Annotated in this window: 21 protein-coding genes and 1 tRNA gene; 9 read left to right on the top strand and 13 right to left on the bottom strand. The window is 70.6% G+C overall.

The features are described from left to right. Window positions 1–2 precede the first annotated feature (2 nt). Window positions 3–75: transfer RNA gene (locus AC5RUW_RS03820), tRNA-Glu, on the bottom strand. 155 nt (window positions 76–230) lie between these two features. Between AC5RUW_RS03820 and AC5RUW_RS03815 the strand changes: the two genes are divergently transcribed. Continuing rightward, window positions 231–602: a metallopeptidase family protein gene (locus AC5RUW_RS03815; protein ID WP_494159456.1), complete on the top strand. Its 372-nt coding sequence runs from the start codon at window positions 231–233 to the stop codon at window positions 600–602. A 13-nt stretch (window positions 603–615) separates the two neighbouring features. Then, on the top strand, window positions 616–1,548 hold the full coding sequence (locus tag AC5RUW_RS03810; protein ID WP_494159455.1) for a cation diffusion facilitator family transporter: 933 nt from the start codon (window positions 616–618) through the stop codon (window positions 1,546–1,548). A gap of 34 nt (window positions 1,549–1,582) precedes the next feature. On the opposite strand, the gene AC5RUW_RS03805 is transcribed toward AC5RUW_RS03810, so the two are convergent. Together AC5RUW_RS03805 and AC5RUW_RS03800 are read right to left on the bottom strand one after the other, a co-directional pair. Beyond that, complete coding sequence (locus tag AC5RUW_RS03805; protein ID WP_494159454.1) at window positions 1,583–2,587, bottom strand: universal stress protein; 1,005 nt, start codon at window positions 2,585–2,587, stop codon at window positions 1,583–1,585. A gap of 150 nt (window positions 2,588–2,737) precedes the next feature. Next, complete coding sequence (locus AC5RUW_RS03800; RefSeq protein WP_494159453.1) at window positions 2,738–3,415, bottom strand: copper resistance CopC family protein; 678 nt, start codon at window positions 3,413–3,415, stop codon at window positions 2,738–2,740. A 132-nt stretch (window positions 3,416–3,547) separates the two neighbouring features. Between AC5RUW_RS03800 and AC5RUW_RS03795 the strand changes: the two genes are divergently transcribed. Further along, entirely contained in the window at window positions 3,548–4,975 is a 1,428-nt protein-coding gene (locus tag AC5RUW_RS03795; RefSeq protein ID WP_494159452.1) for an NCS2 family permease, read from the top strand. On the opposite strand, the gene AC5RUW_RS03790 is transcribed toward AC5RUW_RS03795, so the two are convergent. The 4 genes from AC5RUW_RS03790 to AC5RUW_RS03775 form a co-directional block, all read right to left on the bottom strand. Continuing rightward, a complete protein-coding gene (locus tag AC5RUW_RS03790; protein WP_494159451.1) occupies window positions 4,972–5,862 on the bottom strand; it encodes a spermidine synthase in 891 nt (296 codons plus the stop codon). The genes AC5RUW_RS03795 and AC5RUW_RS03790 overlap by 4 nt on opposite strands. 168 nt (window positions 5,863–6,030) lie before the next feature. Next, a complete protein-coding gene (locus AC5RUW_RS03785; protein WP_494159450.1) occupies window positions 6,031–6,579 on the bottom strand; it encodes a GNAT family N-acetyltransferase in 549 nt (182 codons plus the stop codon). Between the two features lie 72 nt (window positions 6,580–6,651). Continuing rightward, window positions 6,652–6,978 (bottom strand): thiamine-binding protein, encoded by a 327-nt coding sequence (locus tag AC5RUW_RS03780; protein WP_494159449.1) that lies wholly within the window; start codon window positions 6,976–6,978, stop codon window positions 6,652–6,654. Window positions 6,979–6,980: 2 nt separating this feature from the next. Then, window positions 6,981–8,498, bottom strand: coding sequence for an APC family permease (locus AC5RUW_RS03775; protein ID WP_494159448.1), 1,518 nt, complete (start codon window positions 8,496–8,498; stop codon window positions 6,981–6,983). 214 nt (window positions 8,499–8,712) lie between these two features. Here AC5RUW_RS03775 and pta point away from each other — a divergent pair, with 214 nt between their 5' ends. From pta to AC5RUW_RS03760, 3 genes are all read left to right on the top strand, one after another. Continuing rightward, on the top strand, window positions 8,713–10,788 hold the full coding sequence (gene pta, locus AC5RUW_RS03770) for a phosphate acetyltransferase (RefSeq protein ID WP_494159447.1): 2,076 nt from the start codon (window positions 8,713–8,715) through the stop codon (window positions 10,786–10,788). Continuing rightward, window positions 10,788–11,957, top strand: coding sequence for an acetate/propionate family kinase (locus tag AC5RUW_RS03765; RefSeq protein WP_494159446.1), 1,170 nt, complete (start codon window positions 10,788–10,790; stop codon window positions 11,955–11,957). The genes pta and AC5RUW_RS03765 overlap by 1 nt, the downstream gene beginning before the upstream one ends. A gap of 133 nt (window positions 11,958–12,090) precedes the next feature. Continuing rightward, window positions 12,091–12,621, top strand: coding sequence for a hypothetical protein (locus AC5RUW_RS03760; RefSeq protein ID WP_494159445.1), 531 nt, complete (start codon window positions 12,091–12,093; stop codon window positions 12,619–12,621). Between the two features lie 37 nt (window positions 12,622–12,658). On the opposite strand, the gene AC5RUW_RS03755 is transcribed toward AC5RUW_RS03760, so the two are convergent. Next, window positions 12,659–12,970 (bottom strand): AzlD domain-containing protein, encoded by a 312-nt coding sequence (locus AC5RUW_RS03755; protein ID WP_494159444.1) that lies wholly within the window; start codon window positions 12,968–12,970, stop codon window positions 12,659–12,661. After that, complete coding sequence (locus AC5RUW_RS03750; protein WP_494159561.1) at window positions 12,967–13,659, bottom strand: AzlC family ABC transporter permease; 693 nt, start codon at window positions 13,657–13,659, stop codon at window positions 12,967–12,969. The genes AC5RUW_RS03755 and AC5RUW_RS03750 overlap by 4 nt, the downstream gene beginning before the upstream one ends. A gap of 117 nt (window positions 13,660–13,776) precedes the next feature. Between AC5RUW_RS03750 and AC5RUW_RS03745 the strand changes: the two genes are divergently transcribed. Beyond that, a complete protein-coding gene (locus AC5RUW_RS03745; RefSeq protein ID WP_494159443.1) occupies window positions 13,777–14,958 on the top strand; it encodes a zinc-dependent alcohol dehydrogenase in 1,182 nt (393 codons plus the stop codon). Between the two features lie 216 nt (window positions 14,959–15,174). Beyond that, window positions 15,175–16,530, top strand: a complete 1,356-nt coding sequence (locus AC5RUW_RS03740; protein ID WP_494159442.1) for an MFS transporter — start codon at window positions 15,175–15,177, stop codon at window positions 16,528–16,530. Here AC5RUW_RS03740 and AC5RUW_RS03735 read toward each other — a convergent pair. Genes AC5RUW_RS03735 through AC5RUW_RS03725 form a run of 3 tightly spaced genes read right to left on the bottom strand, consistent with a single transcriptional unit; the run spans window position 16,527 to window position 18,398 of the window. Then, a complete protein-coding gene (locus AC5RUW_RS03735) occupies window positions 16,527–17,051 on the bottom strand; it encodes a metallophosphoesterase family protein (RefSeq protein WP_494159441.1) in 525 nt (174 codons plus the stop codon). The two genes, AC5RUW_RS03740 and AC5RUW_RS03735, sit on opposite strands and share 4 nt — an antisense overlap. Continuing rightward, the gene (locus AC5RUW_RS03730; RefSeq protein WP_494159440.1) at window positions 17,051–17,446 is read right to left on the bottom strand and encodes a DoxX-related protein; all 396 of its coding nucleotides are present in this window, start codon (window positions 17,444–17,446) and stop codon (window positions 17,051–17,053) included. The genes AC5RUW_RS03735 and AC5RUW_RS03730 overlap by 1 nt, the downstream gene beginning before the upstream one ends. A gap of 52 nt (window positions 17,447–17,498) precedes the next feature. Continuing rightward, the gene (locus tag AC5RUW_RS03725) at window positions 17,499–18,398 is read right to left on the bottom strand and encodes a glycerophosphodiester phosphodiesterase (protein WP_494159439.1); all 900 of its coding nucleotides are present in this window, start codon (window positions 18,396–18,398) and stop codon (window positions 17,499–17,501) included. Between the two features lie 193 nt (window positions 18,399–18,591). Here AC5RUW_RS03725 and AC5RUW_RS03720 point away from each other — a divergent pair, with 193 nt between their 5' ends. Further along, the gene (locus AC5RUW_RS03720; RefSeq protein ID WP_494159438.1) at window positions 18,592–19,848 is read left to right on the top strand and encodes a DUF445 domain-containing protein; all 1,257 of its coding nucleotides are present in this window, start codon (window positions 18,592–18,594) and stop codon (window positions 19,846–19,848) included. 27 nt (window positions 19,849–19,875) lie between these two features. Here AC5RUW_RS03720 and AC5RUW_RS03715 read toward each other — a convergent pair whose 3' ends face one another. Beyond that, complete coding sequence (locus tag AC5RUW_RS03715) at window positions 19,876–20,631, bottom strand: hypothetical protein (RefSeq protein WP_494159437.1); 756 nt, start codon at window positions 20,629–20,631, stop codon at window positions 19,876–19,878. Window positions 20,632–20,674 lie beyond the last annotated feature (43 nt).

Raw genomic sequence — 20,674 nt, 5'->3', positions numbered from 1 at the left:
TGTACCCCCAACGGGATTCGAACCCGTGCCGCCGCCGTGAAAGGGCGGTGTCCTAGGCCGCTAGACGATGGGGGCCCGAACACACTGGACGATCCGGATCCGGGCTCGCACCCGTTCGTTTCGCTCCGTTGTGGACTCTAAAACTATAGAGGGTACTTTCGCGAATTCCAAAATCCGTCCGCAAACCACACGCCCGATGCTTCCCGACGGGCCCGCCGTAGAGTGGAAGCGTGCCCATAGAACTGGACGAAGACGCCTTCGAGGCCGCCGTCACCGACGCCCTGGACTCCATCCCGCCGGACCTGGCGCAGGCCATGGACAACGTAGCCGTCTTCATCGAAGACGAGTACGTCCCCGCGCCGCATGAAGACCCGGAAACGGAACTGCTCGGCCTCTACGAAGGCACCCCGCTGACCGAGCGGGACGGCTGGCGGGACGCCGGGTCCCTGCCGGACCGGATCATCATCTTCCGCGGCCCGCTGCAGCGTCTCTGCGAAAGCCGCGAGGAGCTCGTCGCCGAAATCCGCATCACCGTCATCCACGAGGTCGCGCACCACTTCGGCATCGACGATGCGCGTCTTCATGAACTCGGCTGGGCCTAGCTAGCCTTAAGCCATGGGTGCTCACCACGGACACAACCACGGCCTGCCGGCGGCCGGAACAGCCACCGGCCGGCATCGCCGCCGCCTGCTGGCGGTCTTCGTCATCACCCTCTCCGTGGTGTTCATCCAGGTCGCCGGGGCGCTGCTGTCCGGCTCACTGGCACTGCTGGCCGACGCCGGACACATGCTGTCCGACGCCGCCGGCGTCTCGATCGCCCTGCTCGCCTCCTGGATCGCCACCCGCCCCGCCAACACCCGCCGCACCTACGGCTACCAACGGGCGGAAGTCCTCGCGGCGCTGGCGAACGCGGTCATCCTGATCGTCATCGCCGTGGTGATCTTCGTGGAAGCGGTCCGGCGGCTGGGCTCGGAGCCCGAGGTGGGCACCGGTCTCATGCTCGCCGCCGCGATCGTCGGCGGGCTGGCGAACCTGGTCTCCCTGATGATCCTGCACTCCGGCCGGCGGGAGAGCCTGAATGTCCGCGGCGCCTATCTTGAGGTGCTCGGAGACCTGCTGGGCTCCGCCGCGGTGGTGGTGGCCGCCGTCGTCATCATGCTCACCGGCTGGCACGCCGCCGACTCCTGGGCCTCGATCGTGATCGCGCTGATGATCCTGCCGCGCGCCTGGTCGCTGCTCAAGGAGGTCATCGACGTGCTGCTGCAGGCCACGCCGCAGGGCGTGGAGGTGGAAACCATCCGGGAACACATCATGCGGGTGCCCGGCGTAGTCGACGCGCATGACATCCACATCTGGACCATGACCTCCGGCATGCCGGTCTTCTCCGCGCACGTGGTGGTCGATGAGGACCTGCTGCACGCCGACGGACTGGACCGGGTGCTGGACCGCCTCACCGGCTGCCTGAGCAGCCACTTCGACACCGAGCACAGCACCTTCCAGATCGAACCGCTCCGGCACGCCAGCCACGAAGGCCACCAGCACGCCTGAGCGCGGCCGGCCGGGCGGGACAGGTCCTGCGCGCCTACTCGTCCATCATGGAGCCGAACGTGGCCCGGTCCTCCAGCCGCGGGTCGTGCCGGTCGGGAACGACCAGCACCGGGCCGCGGGCGTGGTGGAGCACGTTCTGGCTGGTGGAGCCCAGCAGCATCCCGGCGAAGCCGCCGCGCCCGCGGGTGCCCAACACCATCAGCTCAACGGCGCCGGACCGCTGGATCAGCACCTCGGAGGGCACGCCGTCGACCAGTTCGACGGTCATCTCCACGTCCGGGAAGTGGCTCTTCAGCCAGGCCCGCCCCGCGCGCAGCGAGGCGTTGATGTCCGCATGCAGCGCCTCCACGTCCATGGGCGCGGGAACCCAGGCCAGCGAGCCGCTCAGCGGCGCCAGCGCACAGAGGATATGCAGGGGCAGGCCCATCCGCCGGGCCTCCTCGGCCGCGGCCAGGGACGCCGCGCGGCCCTGCTCGGAACCGTCGACGCCGACCAGCACCACCTGCTCCACGTCCCGCGGGTCGCTGGACCCGGGAGGGGCGGCGACGCCGCAGTCCTGCAGCCGCCCCGCCGTCCGGAGCGGGATTACGACCGTGGGGCACTTGGCGTGCGCGGGCAGGGCGCTGGACACCGAGCCCAGCAGCCGGCCCACGAAGCCCCCGCGCCCGCGCGAACCCACGACCATCAGCTCCGCCTCCTCCGAGAGCTCCAGCAGCACGGCGGAGGCGTCGCCGGTCTCCAACCGCGGCACTACCTCGATGCCGTAGGAGGAAACCCTATCGACCGCGGCGTCGAGCACCTTCTGCGCGCCCTCACGCACCACCTCGTCATCGAAGGTGGTGTAGCCGGCATCCATGGAGGAGGCGGCGAAAATCGGAATCGTGTAGGCCGTCACGATGTGCAGCGGCGTCCGCCGGCGCTGCGCTTCCCGGGCGGCCCACACCAGGGCGCAGATGCTTTGGTCGGAGCCGTCAACTCCCACCACGATGCCGGCCGGTTCAAGTTCACCGGCGTGGTCTTCCCAGCGTTCCTGGCCCATCGTTCCTGCCTCCCGCCATCGGGTCCGGTCCGCGCTGCGCGGCCTGCATGTTCAGCGTACTCCCGAACCCCGGGCCGGTTCCGGGACTGTTACAAAGCCGGAATGCCCGGCAGCCACGGCCGGTCGGCGCCGCGGGCCGGATACCCTCGGTCAGCTGCCGCCCGGTCCGCGGACCCGGCGGCGGACCAGCAACGCGACAACCACCAGGCCTGCCGCCACGACCACACCGATAATCCCCAGAATCCAGCCGCCCGGCCCGGTACCCGGGGCCTCCTCGGCCGCGCCGTCGTCGGCAACGCCGCCATTGGCGACGCCATCGCCGGCGGCGCCCTCGTCCGCGACGCCGCTATCGGCCGTCCCCTCAACTGCCCCGCCGTCGCCGCCAGTACCGTCGCCGGGGGCCGACGTCGCGCCGGAGCCCACGGTGAAGCTGAAATTCCCCTCGATCGGATGGGCGTCGGAGGAGACCACGCGCCACTGAACCGTATATTCCCCGTCAGGCATACCCGTCCGCAGCTGCTGCGTGGCCACGTTGTTCAGCACCTCGACGTCCCCGTCTGCCCACTCGGCGCCGTCGGGCCCGGTGACCCGCACCTGTGAGCCGATGGCCGCGGGGTTGTTGCTGAAGGTCAGCTCCACCCGGGCCGGCGCCTCGGCCAGGACCTCACCGTCCGCAGGGGTGCTGCCAGTCAGCTCGTCGTGGGCCTGCGCAGCCGGTGCACCGGCAAGGCCGGCGCACAGCACCGCCCCCAGGAGCATCAGAAGCGCCACCCACGGCCGGGCGGACGAAACAGCGGGGACACGGGTGCGGGACGCTTTGTTACTCACCCGGCCAGCCTAACCGGCGGGTGACCTGCCGGGAGGCGTCATTCTGCAGGGCCGGGCAGCGCGGCGGGTTTAAGATCGAAAAGGCGAAGTGTCCCGCCGCGCCCCCGCCTGACGATCGCAAGAGGAAGCACCATGCTCAAACAGGGTTCCAAGCTGGACCGATACTTCGAGATATCCAAGCGGGGCTCCTCAGTCTCCACCGAAATCCGCGGCGGCCTGGCCACCTTCTTCGCCATGAGCTACATCGTGGTCCTGAACCCGCTGATCCTCGGCGGCGAGGACTCGATGGGCAACACCATGCCCGGCCCCGCCATCGCCGCCGCCACCGCCCTCGTGGCCGGCGTGCTGACCATCATCATGGGCGTCTGGGCCAAGCACCCGTTCGCCATCGCCACCGGACTCGGCGTCAACGCCTTCGTCGCCGTAACCGCTGCCGCGAACGACGGTCTGACCTGGCCCGACGTGATGGGCCTGGTGGTCGTCGCCGGCCTCGCCATGGTCATCCTGGTGCTGACCGGCTTCCGCACCGCTGTTTTCCGTGCGGTGCCGGCCAGCCTGAAGATGGCCATCGTGGTGGGCATCGGTCTGTTCGTCACCATCGTCGGCCTGGTGAATGCAGGTTTCGTGCGCCGCACGCCCGATACCGCGAACTCCACCGTCCCCGTCCAGCTGGGCATCAACGGCGACCTGATCGGCTGGCCCACTGTGGTCTTCCTCTTCGGCCTGCTGCTGACCATCGTGCTGATGTCCCGCAAGGTCCGCGGCGCCATCCTCATCGGCATCGCCGCCGCCACCGCGCTGTCCCTGGCCATCGAAGCCCTCTTCCACCCGGGAACGCAGGGCGCCGGCGTGGCCACCGGCTGGTCGCTGGTCACCCCGAGCCTGCCGGACTGGACCTGGCCGGACCTGTCCCTGATCGGCCAGGCCAACGTGTTTGGAGCGTTCCAGACGCTCGGCGGCGTCGCCGCGTCGCTGCTGGCCTTCGTGATCCTGCTGAGCATCTTCTTCGACGCGATGGGCACCATGGTTGGCCTGGCCACCGGAGCCGGATCCATTGACAAGGACGGCAACATCCCCAACGTGGAGCGTGTGCTGCTGGTTGACGCCGCGGGCGCGGTGGCCGGCGGCGGCTCCGGCGTCTCCTCCAACCAGATCTTCGTGGAGTCCGGCACCGGCATCGGTGAGGGCGCCCGGACCGGCCTGGCCTCCGTGGTCACCGGCCTGCTGTTCATCGCGGCGATGTTCCTGACGCCGCTGATCTACCTGGTGCCGTTCGAAGCCGTGGCCCCCGCCCTGGTGGTCGTCGGCTACCTGATGTTCACGCAGGTCTCGAAGATCGAGTGGGGCGACATCGGGCTGGCCCTTCCCGCGTTCCTGACCATCACGGTCATGCCGTTCACCTACTCCATTGCCAACGGCCTCGGCGCCGGCTTCATCGCCTACGTCGTGATCCGCACCGCCCAGGGCCGGGCGCGGGAGATCCACCCGCTGATGTGGGTGGTGGCCGCGGCCTTCGTGGTGTTCTTCTCCGCGGGTGCGATCACCGAGCTGCTCGCCTAGGCGTCTTCCCCGCTGCTGCTGCACGGTGCCGCTTCGGCGTCGCGCAGCACAGCGGCGCCTGCCGCGAAGCGGCGCACCTGCGCGTCGTCCCACAGCTGCGCCGGTACCCCGCCACCCAGCAGGGTGCGGGGCAGGCCCGGTGCCAGCGCGAACGGCCGGTCACTGCCGGCCAGGATGATGTTGCCGCGCCGCCGGCCCTTGAGCATGGCCGGATCCGCGATGGCCGCGGTGTAGCGGAACGCCGCACCGATCGTCGCCGCCTCCCGCCGTGCCGTGCGCAGCTGCGGCCCGTCGCCGCAGTTCACGACGTAGATCCCGCCGTCGTCGAGCACCCGGGACGCCTGCGCCATGAACTCGCCGGTGGTCAGGGGCACCGGCGTCCGATCCCCCGCGAACACGTCCCGGATGATCAGGTCCCGGGTGTTGTCCGTGAGCGATTCCGTCACTTCGCGGGCCTCCCCCACCCGCAGCCGCAGCAGCGGGGCACGCGGCAGATCGAACCAGCCGCGCACCAGCTCCGCCAGCCGGCCGTCCAGCTCGACGACGACCTGCCGGGCGTTCGGATAGGTGGCAGCGAAGGCCCGGGCCAGCGAGCAGGCCCCGCCGCCCAGGTGCAGGGCGCGCAGCCGGGTCTCCGGCGGCCACTCCGACTCCACCAGGGCGGCGATCCACCGCATGTACTCGAACTCGAGCAGCTTCGGGGCGGACAGATCGATGTGCGAGCTGTGGACGCCGTTGATCATCAGCACCCAGCCGTTGGTGTTGAACCGGTCCGGCACCAGCTCGCAGGTGCCGGTGTCGATCTCATAGGTTCCGGCGACCGGCCCGGACTGCGGCTCCGCAGCCGGTTCCTGCCGTCCGGACCGCCCCGTGCGCTGCCGGCCCATCAGCGCCGTCCCGCCTCGGCGGCATCGTCGACGGAGCAGCAGGTGCGGAGGGCGCCGACGCTGCCGGCACGGCGAATCGGCAGGGGAAGGATCATGGTTCCAGCGTAGGCCAGCGCGGCGCCGTCGGGCCGCGGGCCGGTGCAGGCTGGGGTGCGGGTGGGGGCGGGCTCAGCGGCGCACCATCCGAATCTGCCGCGCGCCCTGCCACTCGGGGCCCTGCGCCAGCGCGGCACCGTCGGGCCGGAAGCCGTTGCGTTCGTAGAAGGCGCGGGCCCGGGGATTGTCCTCCAGCACCCAGAGCACGGCCGGACGGCCGCCGAGCGCCTCGTCCAGCAGCGCCTGTCCGGCGCCGCCGCCCTGCGCCCGCGCCAGCAGATAGAGGGCGTACAGCTCCTCCTCGGGGAGCGGCCCCTCCGGGTCGGGCGCCCGCTGCCCGGGGGCGCTCCTGGGGTGCTCGGGGCGGGCCGGCCCCGCTGCGGCGAAGCCGATCATCCGGTTCCGGTCATCGAAGGCGACCCAGTCCGCGGTGCGCCCCTCGGCGGTGGTCTCCGCGATCCTGCCGGCAACCCGCAGTGCATGGGCCTCGATGTCGGCCGCCATGGCGGCGAGGAACTCCGGGGCCAGCAGGTGCCCGTAGGTCTCCTGCCAGCCCTGGTGGCGGACCCGGATGATGGAGGCGGCGTCGGCGGGGACGGCAGGGCGGACGGTGAAATTCATGCCCGCAGTGTAAGCCCGTGCCCTCTGCTTCGCGCTGACACCCTGCCCGGGCCGGCCCGGTGCGCCGGGGTGCTACTGCCGGTCCAGCGCCGCCTCGAGCCGCTCGATCTTGCCGGTCAGCTCGCCTTCGTGGCCGGGCCGGATGTCGGCCTTCAGCACCAGGGAGACCCGGCTGCCGTATTGTCCGACGGCTTCGGTGGCCCGGCGGACGACATCCATGCACTCCTCCCAGCTGCCCTCGACGGTGGTGAACATGGCGTCGGTGCGGTTGGGCAGTCCGGATTCCCGGACGACCCGGACGGCGGCGGCCACGGCGTCGTGCACCGAGGCGTCGTCCCCGCCGCCCGACGGGCTGAGCGGACCGGTTCCGGACGGGGCAACGGAAAACGCGACGAGCATTCCTATCCTTCCGTGGTGGGCCCGGCCTCGTGCGCACCGCGCACCGAGGCGAACTTTTCGTTCAGCCGGGAATGGCGCTGGCCGTAGGCGAAGTAGAGGACGAATCCGGCCACGAGCCAGAACGCGAAGTAGATCCAGGTCTCCACGGCCAGGTTGGTCATCAGGTACAGGCAGAGCACGGCGGACAGCACCGGCAGCACCGGCCCGAAGGGCACCCGGAACGCCGGCTTCAGGTCCGGACGCTTCCGCCGCAGCACCAGCACGCCCAGGCTCACCACCACGAACGCTGACAGCGTGCCGATGTTGATCATTTCCTCCAGCACGTCCACCTGGGTGAAGCCCGCGGTCAGGGCCACCAGGACGCCGAGCAGGATCTGCAGCCGGGCCGGAGTGGCGTGCTTGTCGGAGGTGCGGGACAGGGCGCGGGGCAGCAGCCCGTCGCGGGACATGGCCAGCACCACCCGGGCCAGGCCCATCAGCAGCACCATGATCACGGTGGTCAGGCCGATCAGGGAGCCGACGGCGATCACCGACGCCGCGCCCTCGTTGCCGACCAGCGCAAACGCGGTGGCCAGGTTCGGGTCCTCGGCCTCGGCCAGCGCGGTGTAGGGAACCATGCCGGTCAGCGCCAGCGAGACGCCGATGTAGAGCAGGGTGACGGCGGCGAGGCCGGCGAAGATGCCGCGCGGAAGGGTCTTGCCCGGATCCTTGACCTCCTCCGCGGAGGTCGCGACGACGTCGAACCCGATAAACGCGAAGAACACGATCGCGGCGCCGGCGAAGACGCCGAACAGGCCGTATTGGGCCGGGGCCGCGCCGGTGAGGAAGGAGAACAGGGACTGCTGCAGCACTCCCGAACCGGTGTCGGTGGACGTGGGCACCGGGTCCGGGATGAACGGCGAATAGTTCTCCGCCTTCACGTAGAAGAACCCGGCCACGATCACGAACAGCACCACGCCCACCTTGATGATGGTGAAGACGTTGCCGACCCGGGCGGACAGCTTGGTGCCCATCACGAGCAGGAAGGTGAACACCGCGACGATCAGGAACGGACCCCAGGTCAGCGTCAGCGCGCCAAGGTCGAGGGTCGCGGGGATGTCCCAGCCGATCAGGCCGAAGACTTCGCTGAGGTAGATGCCCCAGTACTTGGCGATCACGGCCGCGGCGGTGAAGAGCTCGAGGATGAGGTTCCAGCCGATGATCCACGCCACCAGCTCGCCCATTGTGGCGTAGGTGAAGACGTAGGCGGAGCCGGCCACCGGAATCGCGGTGGCGAACTCGGCGTAACACATGATGGCCAGCGCGCAGGTGACCGCAGCCAGGAGAAAGGAGACCGTGACCGCCGGCCCGGCGAACTGGCCGGCCGCGCGGGCACCGACGGAGAAGATCCCGGCGCCCACGGCCACCGCGACACCCATGATCATCAGGTCCCAGGTGGTCAGCGTCCGCTTCAGGCGGCGTCCGGGTTCGTCGGCGTCAGCCAGCGAATTCTCAATGGGCTTGGTTCGGAACAGGTTCACGGTCGTCCTCGGTTGGAGCTCGGGATCGTTGGCCGGCCGTCCCCTGCGGGAGGCGTGCGTTCAAGCTTAGCCGACCCTGTGGCCCCTGCCACTGACGCACCCCGGACCATTGGTGTCGGGGGCGCACCTGCTGACAAGCCCGGCCCGGTTTGCCACTATGGGAGGACTCCGGCTCCGGCCGGCGTCCGGACTTGCCGCTACGGAGGGAACACCCATGGCCCGCGGAATCTATATCAGCGCCATGACGCCCGCTTCCGGCAAGTCCCTGATCAGCCTGGGACTGGCGGACATGCTGCACCGGCACGCGGACCGCATCGGGTTCTTCCGCCCCATCGTGGAGGGCAGCGAACCGGCGGAGGACCCGATGGTCCGGCTGATGCAGCGCCGCTTCGACCTCGACCCCGGACACTGCCGCGGCGGGCTGACGCGCCGGCAGCTGCGGTCCCTGCTGGTGGCCGGCGAACGCGGCGAGGTCGACGCGCGCTGCATGGCCGTCTACAACGAAATCGCGGCGGAGACCGACGTGGTGATCATTGAGGGCACCGACCTCAGCGGCCACGACGTCGCCCTCGAATTCGACCTCAACGCGCGGCTCGCCAACAACCTCGGCGCCGTCGTCCTCGCCGTCGTCAATGCCCGGGACACGAGCGTGGAGGAGACGGTGGACGCCGTCGACGTCGCCCGCCGCCAGCTCGCGGCGGCGCGGTGCGACCTGCTGGCCATGATGGTCAACCGGGCCGACGACGACGACGTCGAGGAGATCCGCACCGGCATGCGGCCCGGGGCCTCCGGGCGGCCGGTCTACGTCATTCCGGAGCTGGACATCATCTCGCAGCCGTCCGTTTCCGAGGTCGCCAGGGCACTGGAGGCCCGCCATGTTGCCGGCAGCGCCTCCATGGAACGTGACGTGAGCGGCGCGAAGGTCGGCGCGATGACGGTGGGGCACTTCCTTGGGCAGCTGCGCGACGGGAACCTGGTGATCGCTCCCGCCGACCGTTCCGACATCATGGTGGGGGCCCTGGCGTCCTCCTTTTCCCCCGAGTTCCCCGTGCCCAGCTCCATGTTCCTCACCGGCGGCCTGGAGATCGATCCGCACATGCTCTCCCTGCTGGCGCAGGCACCCTTCCCCGTCTTCACCGTGGAGCAGGACACGTACGCGACCGCCCGCCGGATCAGCCAGGTCCGCGGGGAGATCTCCTCCGGGCAGCGACGCAAGGTGGCGGCGGCGCTGGGCGTCTGGACCCGATCCGTGGATGAGGCCGAACTCCTGGAACGCCTGGCGCTGCCGCGGCCGGAAAAGACGACCCCGCTGCGCTTCCTGAACGAGCTGATCGTCCGGGCGCGCGCCCGCCGCCGGCACATCGTGCTGCCGGAGGGACTGGACGTGCGCATCCTGCGCGCCGCGGAGATCCTGCACCGCCGCGACGTATGCGCCCTGACCCTGCTCGGTCCGGAGAGCCAGGTGCGTGAGCTGGCCGCCAGCGAAGGCATCGACCTGACCGGGACCGCCATCATCAACCCGGCCACCAGCGGCCTCCGGGACGAGTTCGCCCGGGAGTACGTGCAGCTCCGGGCCAAGAAGGGCGTGAGCCTGGAGGACGCGCACGAACGTATGCTGCACGGGGCATATTTCGGCACGATGATGGTCCAGCTGGGCCGCGTGGACGGCATGGTCTCCGGAGCGGCCCACACCACGGCCAACACCATCCGGCCCGCCCTGGAGTTCATCCGCACCCGGGAAGGCGTGGACATCGTTTCCTCCGTCTTCCTGATGCTGCTGCAGGACCGGGTGCTGGTGTACGGAGACTGCGCGGTGAACCTGGACCCCGACGCCGAGCAGCTGGCCGACATCGCCGTCGCCTCCGCCCGCACCGCGGAGCAGTTCGGCGTGAGCCCGCGGGTGGCGATGCTCTCCTACTCCACCGGGGCCTCGGGCCACGGCGAGTCGGTGGACAAGGTCCGCCGCGCCACCGAGCTGGTCCGCCGGCTCCACCCGGACCTTCCGGTGGAGGGTCCCATCCAGTACGACGCCGCCGTGGACGCCTCGGTCGCCGCCTCGAAGGCGCCGGGATCCTCGGTGGCGGGGCAGGCCACGGTCTTCATCTTTCCGGACCTGAACACCGGCAACAACACCTACAAGGCGGTACAGCAGTCCGCCGGAGCCGTGGCCGTGGGCCCGGTCCTGCAGGGACTGCGCAAGCCGGTCAACGACCTGTCCCGGGGGTGCACCGTGGAGGACATTGTCAACACCGTGGCCATTACCGCCGTCCAGGCACAGGAGGAGGGCTGATGCTGGTCCTGGTGATCAACTCCGGCTCCTCCTCCCTGAAGTATCAGCTCAGGGACACCGAGACGCATGACCTGCTGGCCAAGGGCAACGTGGAACGGATCGGCAGCGAGCAGGTCCCGGACCATGCCGCCGCCTTCGACGTGCTGCGCCGGGAGCTGGAGCCGGCCCTGCACGGGCAGCAGATCGACGCCGTCGGGCACCGGGTGGTGCACGGCGGCGAGCGCTTCAGCGGCCCGGTGCTGATCGACAATGAAATCACCCGCGCCATCGAGCGGCTCAGCCCGCTGGCGCCCCTGCACAACCCGGCGAGCGCCATGGGGATCCGCGCGGTCGAGAAACGCTGGCCCCGGATGCCCCAGGTCGCGGTGTTCGACACCGCCTTCCACCGCACGCTGCCGGAGGCCGCCTGGCGGTACGCCGTTCCGGACGATCTGTACCGCCGCTACGGCATCCGCCGCTACGGCTTCCACGGCACCAGCTACGGCTACGTGACCGGCAAGGCGGCCGGAATGCTGGGCATACCGCTGGAGGAGTTCAACGCCGTAATCGCCCACTTGGGCAACGGTGCGTCCGTCACCGCCATCCGGCACGGACGCAGCATCGACACCTCCATGGGCTTCACGCCGCTGGCGGGGCTGGTGATGGGCACCCGCAGCGGAGACATCGACCCGTCCGTGCTGATCTTCCTGCAGCGGCGGGGCTGGGACGCCGAGCAGCTGGATGACCTGCTGAACCGCGAATCGGGACTGCTCGCCCTGTCGGGCGAATCGGACATGCGCAACATCGAGGCCGCCGCCGGGGAGGGCAGCGAGCGTGCCGCCCTGACCCTGGACCTCGCCGCCTACCGGCTGGCGAAGTACATCGGCGGCTACCATGTGGCGGTCGGCGGGGCCCGTGCCGTGGCCTTCACAGCCGGCATCGGCGAGCGCTCCCCCGCGTTTCGGGAACGGACCGTCCGGCTCCTGGAACCCCTGGGAATCACACTGGACGACGCCGCCAACCGGGCCGCCGGATCGGAGCCGGCGGTGATCAGCACCGCCGAATCGGCGATTCCGGTCCTCGTGGTGCCCACCGACGAGGAGGAAGCGATCGCCCTGGCCACCGCCGAGCTGGCCTCCCGCTCCGTCGGCGAAGGGTCCGGTGCGGGATCCGGCGAAAAGGCCGGCTAGCGGTCCCCGGGGGGACTGCGGGCAACGGATCCACAACTGCCGCCAAGGCGCTGACAGGCGCACGGCGGCGCTGCTAGCCTCGACAGGCAAGGTCAAGCAGCGGCCTGTCGTCTACGCGCCAGCGGAGTCCGTCATGGAACACAGCCTGCGTGTCCTGGTCCGGGTCGATACGGCCAAGGCAAGCGCCGCGATCGAAGTCCGCGGCTGCCTCACCCCCGAGACCTATCCCTCCCTCGTGAACATCCTCCGGCATACCGCCACCCTGGGCGCCGTCATGGCCGTGAACCTGCTTCGGGCCCGGCACATCGACGGCGAAGCCCTGCGCGCGCTGCTGGACCTCACCGGCTCCCGGATCGCCGGAGGAGCGGCGTCCGACGGGCCGGCCGGCATCCCGGCGTCCGTGGAGGTGCCGGAAGCGCTGCCGGCCTGTGCCCCGCGCGGCCTGCTGGAGCGCGGCGGCCCGGCATCGGCCGTCACGCCGGGCGTCACGCCCGACCCAGCGACTGCCGCTGGGACCACTGCTGGGCCCGCTACGCCGGAACGGCGTCCGCTGAGCAACGAGGAAGCCTTCGCCCGGGCCTTCCTGCTGCATGACTCTTCCGTCCTGCGGACCCCGCAGGAACGGCCGCAGAGCGGTCCGCGGCCGGTCTCGGGGTTCGGCTAACCCGCCAGGCCGATTGGGCCAGCTAAGCGGGTCCGGTTCAGGCCGCGCCGGCCAGCCGGGCCAGGGCTGCAGCGGCTGCGCCCGCCACGACCACCGCCAGGAACGGGGCGCGCAGCGCCAGCGCGACGGCGGCCGCAGCGAGGGCGGCAAGCCGCGCATCCAGCACCACTTCCTGGCCGCTGGCGGCGGCATTCATTGCCGTAAGGCCCGCGAGGAGCCCTATGGTCAACGCTCCCGCGGTGCGGGTCACCCACGGCCTCTCCAGCCAGCGCACCGGCACGAGGTAACCGGCCAGCTTGGTCAGGTAGCCGACCGCGCAGGCGGCCACGATCCACAGCCACAGGCTCATCGGGTCTCTCCTTCCGGAGCCGGGGACGCGCCGTCGGAACCGCGCCCGAGCAGCAGCTGCGCTCCCACCGCCACCGCCCCGGCCACGAGGATCGGCAGGCCTGGAGGGATCAGCGGCACGGTCAGGATGGTCGCCGCTGCGGCGGCGACCGCCACAGCCACGGCGTCGCCGCTCTTCAGGCGGGGCCAGAGCAGGGCCAGGAAGGCGGCAACGGCGGCACCGTCCAGGCCCCAGGCACGGGGGTCGCCCATGGCTTCGCCGGCCAGGGCGCCCACGGCCGTGAAAAGGTTCCAGAGGATGAAGATCCCCAGTCCGGCCGTCCAGAATCCGCGCCGCTGCTCGTCCGGGTCCGTCTGGCCGCTGGCCACGGCGGTCGACTCGTCGATCGTCACATGCGCCGCCAGCGCCCGGCGGGACCGCGGCGGCCGCAGCAGGGCGTTCAGCTGCATTCCGTAGATGCTGTTGCGCACGCCCAGCAGCGCGGAGGCCCCCAGGGCGGCGGCTCCGCTGCCCCCGCCGGCCAGGACGCCCACGAAAGCGAACTGGGATCCGCCGCTGAACAGCAGCGCGCTCAGCGCCACCGCCTGCCAGAAGGAAAGGCCTGCTGCCACCGCGAGCGCCCCGAAGGAGACGCCGTAGAGGCCGGTGCCTACGGCGATGGCCATTCCGATCCGCACCGCCGGCGTCATCCCTGCTCTCACCCTGCCACGGTAGCGCGAGTTGCACGGGGGCTATTTGTCAGCACCCTTACTATTTGGCAGGATGGAGCTCAACGTCCCATCCATGAACGCCACAGGAGGCAACAGATGAAGGCAGTTACCTGGCAGGGCAAGCGCAGGATCGGCGTCGAGCAGGTCCCGGATCCGGTGATCCAGGAGCCCACCGATGCGATCATCAGAGTCACCTCCACCGCCATCTGCGGCTCGGACCTGCACCTCTACGAGGTTCTCGGCCCGTACATGAAGTCCGGCGACATCCTGGGCCACGAACCGATGGGCGTCGTGGAGGAGGTCGGCGCCGCGGTGACCAACCTGAAGCCCGGAGACCGGGTGGTCATTCCCTTCCAGATCGCCTGCGGCCACTGCTTCATGTGCCGCCAGGGCCTGCAGACCCAGTGCGAGACCACGCAGGTCCGGGAGAAGGGCTCCGGCGCCCCGCTCTTCGGCTACTCCGAGCTCTACGGCTCCGTGCCCGGCGGCCAGGCCGAGTACCTGCGGGTGCCGCACGCCGACTACGGCCCGATCGTCGTCGGGCAGGAACTGCCGGATGACCGCTACCTCTTCCTCTCCGACATCCTGCCCACCGCCTGGCAGGCCGTGGCTTACGCCGACGTTCCCGCCGGCGGCACCCTCGCGGTGTACGGCCTCGGCCCGGTGGGCCAGTTCAGCGCACGGATCGGCCGCCACCTCGGCTACCGCGTGCTCGCCGTCGACCCGGTTGCGGAACGCCGCGAGATGGCCGCACGCCACGGCGCGGAGGTGCTGGACCTGCACAGGAACGTCGCCGACGAGCTCCGGGACCTGACCGACGGCCGCGGGCCGGACTCCGTCGTTGACGCCGTCGGCATGGAGGCGCACGGCTCCCATGTCGGCGCCGCCGCCCAGCACGCCGTGGGACTGCTGCCGGACAAGCTCGCGCAGAAGGCAATGGAGACCGCCGGCACCGACCGCCTCTCCGCCCTGCACGGGGCCATCGACGCTGTCCGCCGCGGCGGCACCGTCTCGCTCTCCGGCGTCTACGGCGGCATGGCCAGCCCGATGCCGCTGATGAACATGTTCGACAAGCAGCTGAACCTGCGGATGGGACAGGCCAACGTCAAGCGCTGGGTGGATGACCTCCTGCCCCTGGTGGAGGACCCCTCGGACCCGCTGGCTGTCATGGACATGACCACCCACCGCGCCGGCCTGGACGAGGCGCCGGCCCTCTACGAGAAGTTCCAGAAGAAGGAAGACGGCTGCATCAAGGTGGTCCTGAACCCCTCCGCCTGACGCCGGACCGCCTGCCGGGGCCCGCACCTTCCCATCGGAGGCGCGGGCCCTTCTGCGTGTATGAACCGGGGATGTAACCGACTTCATAGCTGTAATTGCTCTCACAGCAATCCGGGCGTACTCTCGAAAAGTTCATTTTTCGAACTGTTGTTCAGTATGCGAACACGGTGACCGGGGGCGGCACCGCCGCCGCCCCCTATGAGTTAGGTAATGCCCATGGAAATCAAGGAACGCCTCGAGGCGGCTCCCATGAAGCGCACGCAGATCGGCATCGTCGCCATCTGCGTCGCCCTGAACATGATCGACGGCTTCGACGTGCTGGTGATGGCCTTCAGCGCCAACGCGATCAGCGAGCACTGGGACCTCAGCGGCTCCGAGCTGGGCCTGCTGCTCTCCGCCGCCCTCTTCGGCATGGCGGTCGGCTCCATCCTGCTGGCCCAGGTGGCCGATGTCATCGGCCGCCAGAAGACCATCCTGATCTGCGCCCTGGTCATCTCGGCCGGCATGCTGGCCTCGGCGTTCGCGCCCAGCTACCAGGTCCTGTTCGTGCTGCGCTTCATCACGGGCCTGGCCATCGGCACCATGCAGGCCAGCCTGAACGTCTACGTCTCCGAGTACTCCTCGGCCAAGCGCCGTTCCACCGCCATCAGCCTGTACAGCGCCGGCCAGCCCATCGGCGGCGCGCTCGGCGGCATCATCGCCGGCGTGCTCATCGCCCAGTTCAGCTGGCACGCCGCGTTCATCTTCGGTGGCCTGATCACGCTGGCCATGATTCCGTTCATCCTCAAGGTGCTGCCCGAGTCCCTGGACTACCTGATGGTCAAGCGCCCCGCCGGCGCCCTGGACAAGATGAACCGCATCCTCGCCCGGCTGGAGCAGCCTGCCGTCACTGAGGTGCCGCACGCACCGGCAGGCACCGCCGTGACCACCGGCGCCCGCTGGAAGGCGCTGTTCTCCAGCCGCTACGCCGCAACCACGCTGTTCCTGTCCGTGGCCTTCCTGATGCTCATGGCCTCCTTCTACTTCGCCAACTCGTGGACCCCGAAGCTGATCACCGAAACCGGTCACTCGGCGCAGGACGGCATCACGGCCGGCACCCTGTTCAGCCTGGGCGCGATCTTCGGCTCCATCGTGTTCGGCCTCATCGCCGCCCGCTGGAACCTCAAGTGGGTCCTGGTGGCGTTCTTCATCCTCGCCGCGGGCGGCTTCGCCCTGTACGCCGTCTCCACGGCCTCCACGGCGACAGCCCTGCCGGCCGCTGCGCTGCTCGGCTTCCTGGTCAATGCGGGCATTGCCGGCATGTTCTCGATCGGTCCGGTCTACTACTCCTCCGACGTGCGGGCCACGGCGATCGGCTTCATCACCGGCATGGGCCGGATCGGCGCCATCATCTCCCCGATCGTCGCCGGCGCCCTCATGGACGGCGGCTGGAAGCCGGGCAACCTGTACTTCCTGTTCATCGTGCCCATGGTGCTCGGCGGCCTGGCGATCGCCTCGCTGCGCAGCCGCGCGAAGACGGGCGCACCGGCGTCGGCCGCTGCCGCCCCGCAGCGGGAGACCGCGGGCGTCTAGGCAGCAGGCGGGCCGGACCTGCGCGGCGGAAGCCTCCGCAGGTCCGCCCGCACCGTCCCGCCGTCGATCTGCAGCTCCATGTAGGTGCAGAACGGCTGGCGGCGGCGGTCGGTGGGCGAGCCGGGATTGAGCAGGCGCAGGCCGCCGGGCGCGGTGGTGTCCCAGGGGATGTGGCTGTGCCCGAAGACCAAGAGGTCCGTCCCGGGGAAGGCACGCTCCATCCGGGCCTCCCGGCCCTTGGCCGCTCCGGTTTCATGCACGACGGCGATCCGCACGTCCTCGACGACGGCGCGGGCCACCTCGGGCAGCCGGGCCCGCAGGTCGGGTCCGTCGTTGTTTCCCCAGCAGCCGAGCAGGGACCGGGAACGGGCCTCGAGCTCGTCGAGCAGGTCGACGCTGACCCAGTCCCCGGCATGGATGACCAGGTCCGCGGCCTCGACCGCGGTCCACACCTCCTCCGGCAGCACCTTGGCCCGGCGCGGCAGGTGCGTGTCGGCCAGCAGCAGCACTCGCGTGGGCATCAGCGGCGCAGGCTCCAGGCCCAGCGGATCAGCGGAAGCTGCAGCGGCAGGCGCAGCGAGTGGATGATCCGGGCCTGTCGGCTGCCGCGGGGCGAGAACGCCCGCTCCAATGCGCTGATGTGCCCGGCGATGAATCCGACGTACATCGCGGCCGTCGCCGTCGCCGCGGCCCTCCGCGTGGCCGGCAGCAGCAGCGCCGCCGCGGCGGCAAACTCAAGCACCCCGCTCAGATGGACCCACTGCCGGCGGGTCAGCACGCCGAAGCGGCCCTGCGTATCGGTGCAGATGCTGCGCGGCACCACTTGGTTGTAGAACCGCGGATTGCGGAAATGGTTCACCGCACTCACCGAGAGCAGTGCAGCCATCGCTGCGGCGGAAAGCGTCCTGCCGTTCATCCCTGATGCCTCCGGGCGTCTCGTCCACGCCCGTGTCGGGCACGGGCCCAGCCTAACCCTCGGTTCCGGCCCGCTCCGCCCGGACGGCCGACACGCCCCGGCCCAGCAGGGCCAGCATTTCGGCCGGATGGTTGGTGGTGATCTCCTGGACGCCCAGATCCTGCAGGAAGGCCAGGTCATCGGCGGAGTCCACGGTCCAGACCCGCTGCACCAATCCGGCGCCGATCCAGCTGCGGATCCGCTCCTGGTGCTCGCGGACGTACTCCACCCCGGGCCCGGCCACGCCCGCCGCGCCGCTGTCCAGCAGTGCCTCGCCCTCGTTCACGGCCATCCGCAGCAGGTGCACCAGGGCCGCCATGCCCAGCGGGCCGGCGGCGACGCGCTCGCGCACCTGCTCCGGCTCGACGTCGGCCACCAGCTGGCAGACCGCCGACGGCGGCACCAGCTCCAGCATGCGGCGGCAGGAATCGGGGCTGAAGCTCATAAAGCTCACCTGCACCGCGCCGAGCCGGGAAGCAGCGGGGTCGAAGCCCCTCTCCAGCAGCAGCTCAAGGACCTTTTCCTCCAGCAGCAGGCCCGACGGGCTGGGATGCTTGAGCTCGATGGCCAGCCTGATCTCCCGTCCATCCTCCGCCAGCAGGTCCAGCACGTCCGCCAGGGTCATGAACTGCTCCGACGGTGCCCCGTACTCCACCGGCACCGCCGCACCCTTCCAAGAGGAAAAGTCGAAGGCCCGCAGCTCCTCGACCGTGTAGTCCCAGACGTCGCCGGTTCCGTCGGAGGTGCGGTCGAGGGTGTCGTCATGGATGCAGACCGGCTGGTCGTCCCGGCTGAGCCGGACGTCGCACTCCACGCCGTCGGCACCGTCGGCCAGCGCCTGCAGGAAGGCGGCCCTGGTGTGCTCGGCGTACCGGCCGCTGGCGCCCCGGTGGGCGAAGATCAGCTGGTCCAAGGGTCCTCCCGTCCCGCCGGCCCACGCCGGGCCCGCTCCTCCAACCCTAGGCGAGGCCCGTGCCTGCTGTCAGGGCAGGCGCACCGAACCGTATCAACGGCCGCCAAGGGCCGGGGACTACACTGGGGAGCCGGATCCCGGACCCGGGCTGATCCTCCCGGGTGCCCGGCCGCCAGGAACGAAGGAGCACCGGATGGCAGTCGCAGCCGTGACCGAGGAGCAGCGGGCCGAGGCCCTGCGCCGAATGAAGCTGCTGGCCACCGGCCTGCTGGGAGTCCTGGCCGTGATCTTCGTGTTCGCCTTCGCCTTCCAGGAGCGCTGGCCCTGGCTGCAGTACGTCCGCGCCGCGGCCGAGGGCGGCATGGTCGGCGCCCTGGCCGACTGGTTCGCGGTCACCGCCCTGTTCCGCCATCCCATGGGGCTGAAGATTCCGCACACCGCCATCATTCCGCGCCGCAAGGACCAGATCGGCGCCTCGCTTGGCCAGTTCGTGGAGGAGAACTTCCTGTCCGAGGAGGTCGTACGCTCCAAGCTCGCCTCGGTGGGGGTGGCCGAGAAGGCCGGAGCCTGGCTCGCCCGCCCGGAGGGCGCGGAGCGGGTGGCGGCCGAGGGGTCGGCCGCGATCCGCGGCATCCTGCGGGTGCTCGACGACGACGCCGTGCGGGACGTCATCGAGTCCATCTTCCGCCGCCACGTGGTGGACCCGCAGTGGGGGCCGCCGGCCGGGCGGATGCTGGAGCAGGTCTTTGAACAGGGCCACCACCACCGGCTGGTGGACTTGGTGGTGGACAGCGTCGTGGACTGGACCCGGAAGAATCCGGGGGTGCTGCCCCGCCTGGTGGCCGAACGGTCGCCGTCGTGGGTGCCGGCGTTCGTCGACGACCTGGTGGCCGAGCGGGTGCAGCTGGAACTGGACCGGTTCCTGGTGGCGGTCCAGCAGGACCCCGACCACCAGCTGCGCCGGGCCCTGGACGGCTACCTGACCGGGGTGGCCAAGGACCTGCAGACCGATCCGGAGGTGATGGCCCGGGCTGACTCCGTCAAGGAGCAGGTGCTGGACGACCCGCGGGTCCGGGACCTGGTCACCCGCACCTGGACCACCGTCAAGGGCGCCCTGGTCACGGCCGTCGAGGATCCGGACAGCGAGCTGAGCACCAATTTCAAGGCGGCGGTGCGGGAGTTCGGGCAGCGGCTGGTCGACGAGCCCGAGCTGGCCGGGAAGGTGAACCGGTACGTCGCGGATGCGGCGTCCTACCTGGTGAACACCTACCGCAGCGACATCGCCGGCGTGATCACCGAGACCGTGGAGCGCTGGGACGCGGTCGAGACCTCGGAGAAGATCGAACTCCAGGTCGGCCGGGACCTGCAGTACATCCGCATCAACGGCACCGTGGTGGGGTCGCTGGCCGGCCTGCTGATCTTCACGATCGCGCACGCCGTCTTCGGCTGATCTGCCCGGTTCGCCCGGCCGGCCGGGTCAGGCCGCCGGACCGTCCGGCAGGGCCCGCAGGTCGGCGGCCAGTTCGCCGTCGAGCGTCTCCGGGGCCGGGCCGAACGCCCGCCGGGTGGAGGCGATGACGGCGCGTCCCATGGCCAGGTTCCCGGCACCGCCGACGACGGCGCCCACGCCCAACGGCAGCGCCCGTCCCAGCATGGCGGTGCCCTGCCGGGCGACGACCTTGCGCATGAACCGGCGGCGGATGGTGGCCCCGAGGTTGCCCATGACGCCGGACGGCATGCCGCCGATGGTCCCGGCCCACGGGGACCCGCCCCGGCCGGAGGCCAGCTGCTGCATCAGGGAGGTGCCTTCTTCGCCGAGCATGATGGCCATGACCATGGTCCGCGCGCGCTCGGGGTCGGCGAGCCGGATGCCGTGGATCTCCGCGACCGACTGGGCGAACAGCGCAGTGGCTTCCAGGAACCCCACCGTCGCCGCGGCGGAGAGCCCCAGGGCTGCCACCGTTCCGACCGCGGGCACGACGGCGGTCGCGCCGACCGCGGCCCCGGTGCCGGTCACGGCGGCCAGGTAGTGCTTTTCGAGGATGCCTACGAGTTCAGCTGCGGAGGCGTCGGGGTGCTTGCGCTGCAGCCGGCGGATGTTGGCCAGGACCAGGGGCCGCTGCACCTCCACCGCTTTTTCGATGCCGCGCACCACTGCCGGCTTGGGGGTGCCGTCCTTGCCGAACACGCTGCGGCCGGCCAGGCGGAAGGCGCGGTTGGAATTCTTGGCCATGGCGAACAGAGCTTCCTTTCCTTCAGGGGCCGGGCGGCCCTGT

The organism is Arthrobacter sp. Y3222053 (assembly GCF_059092805.1).
This window is presented reverse-complemented; position numbering and strand designations above follow the sequence as displayed.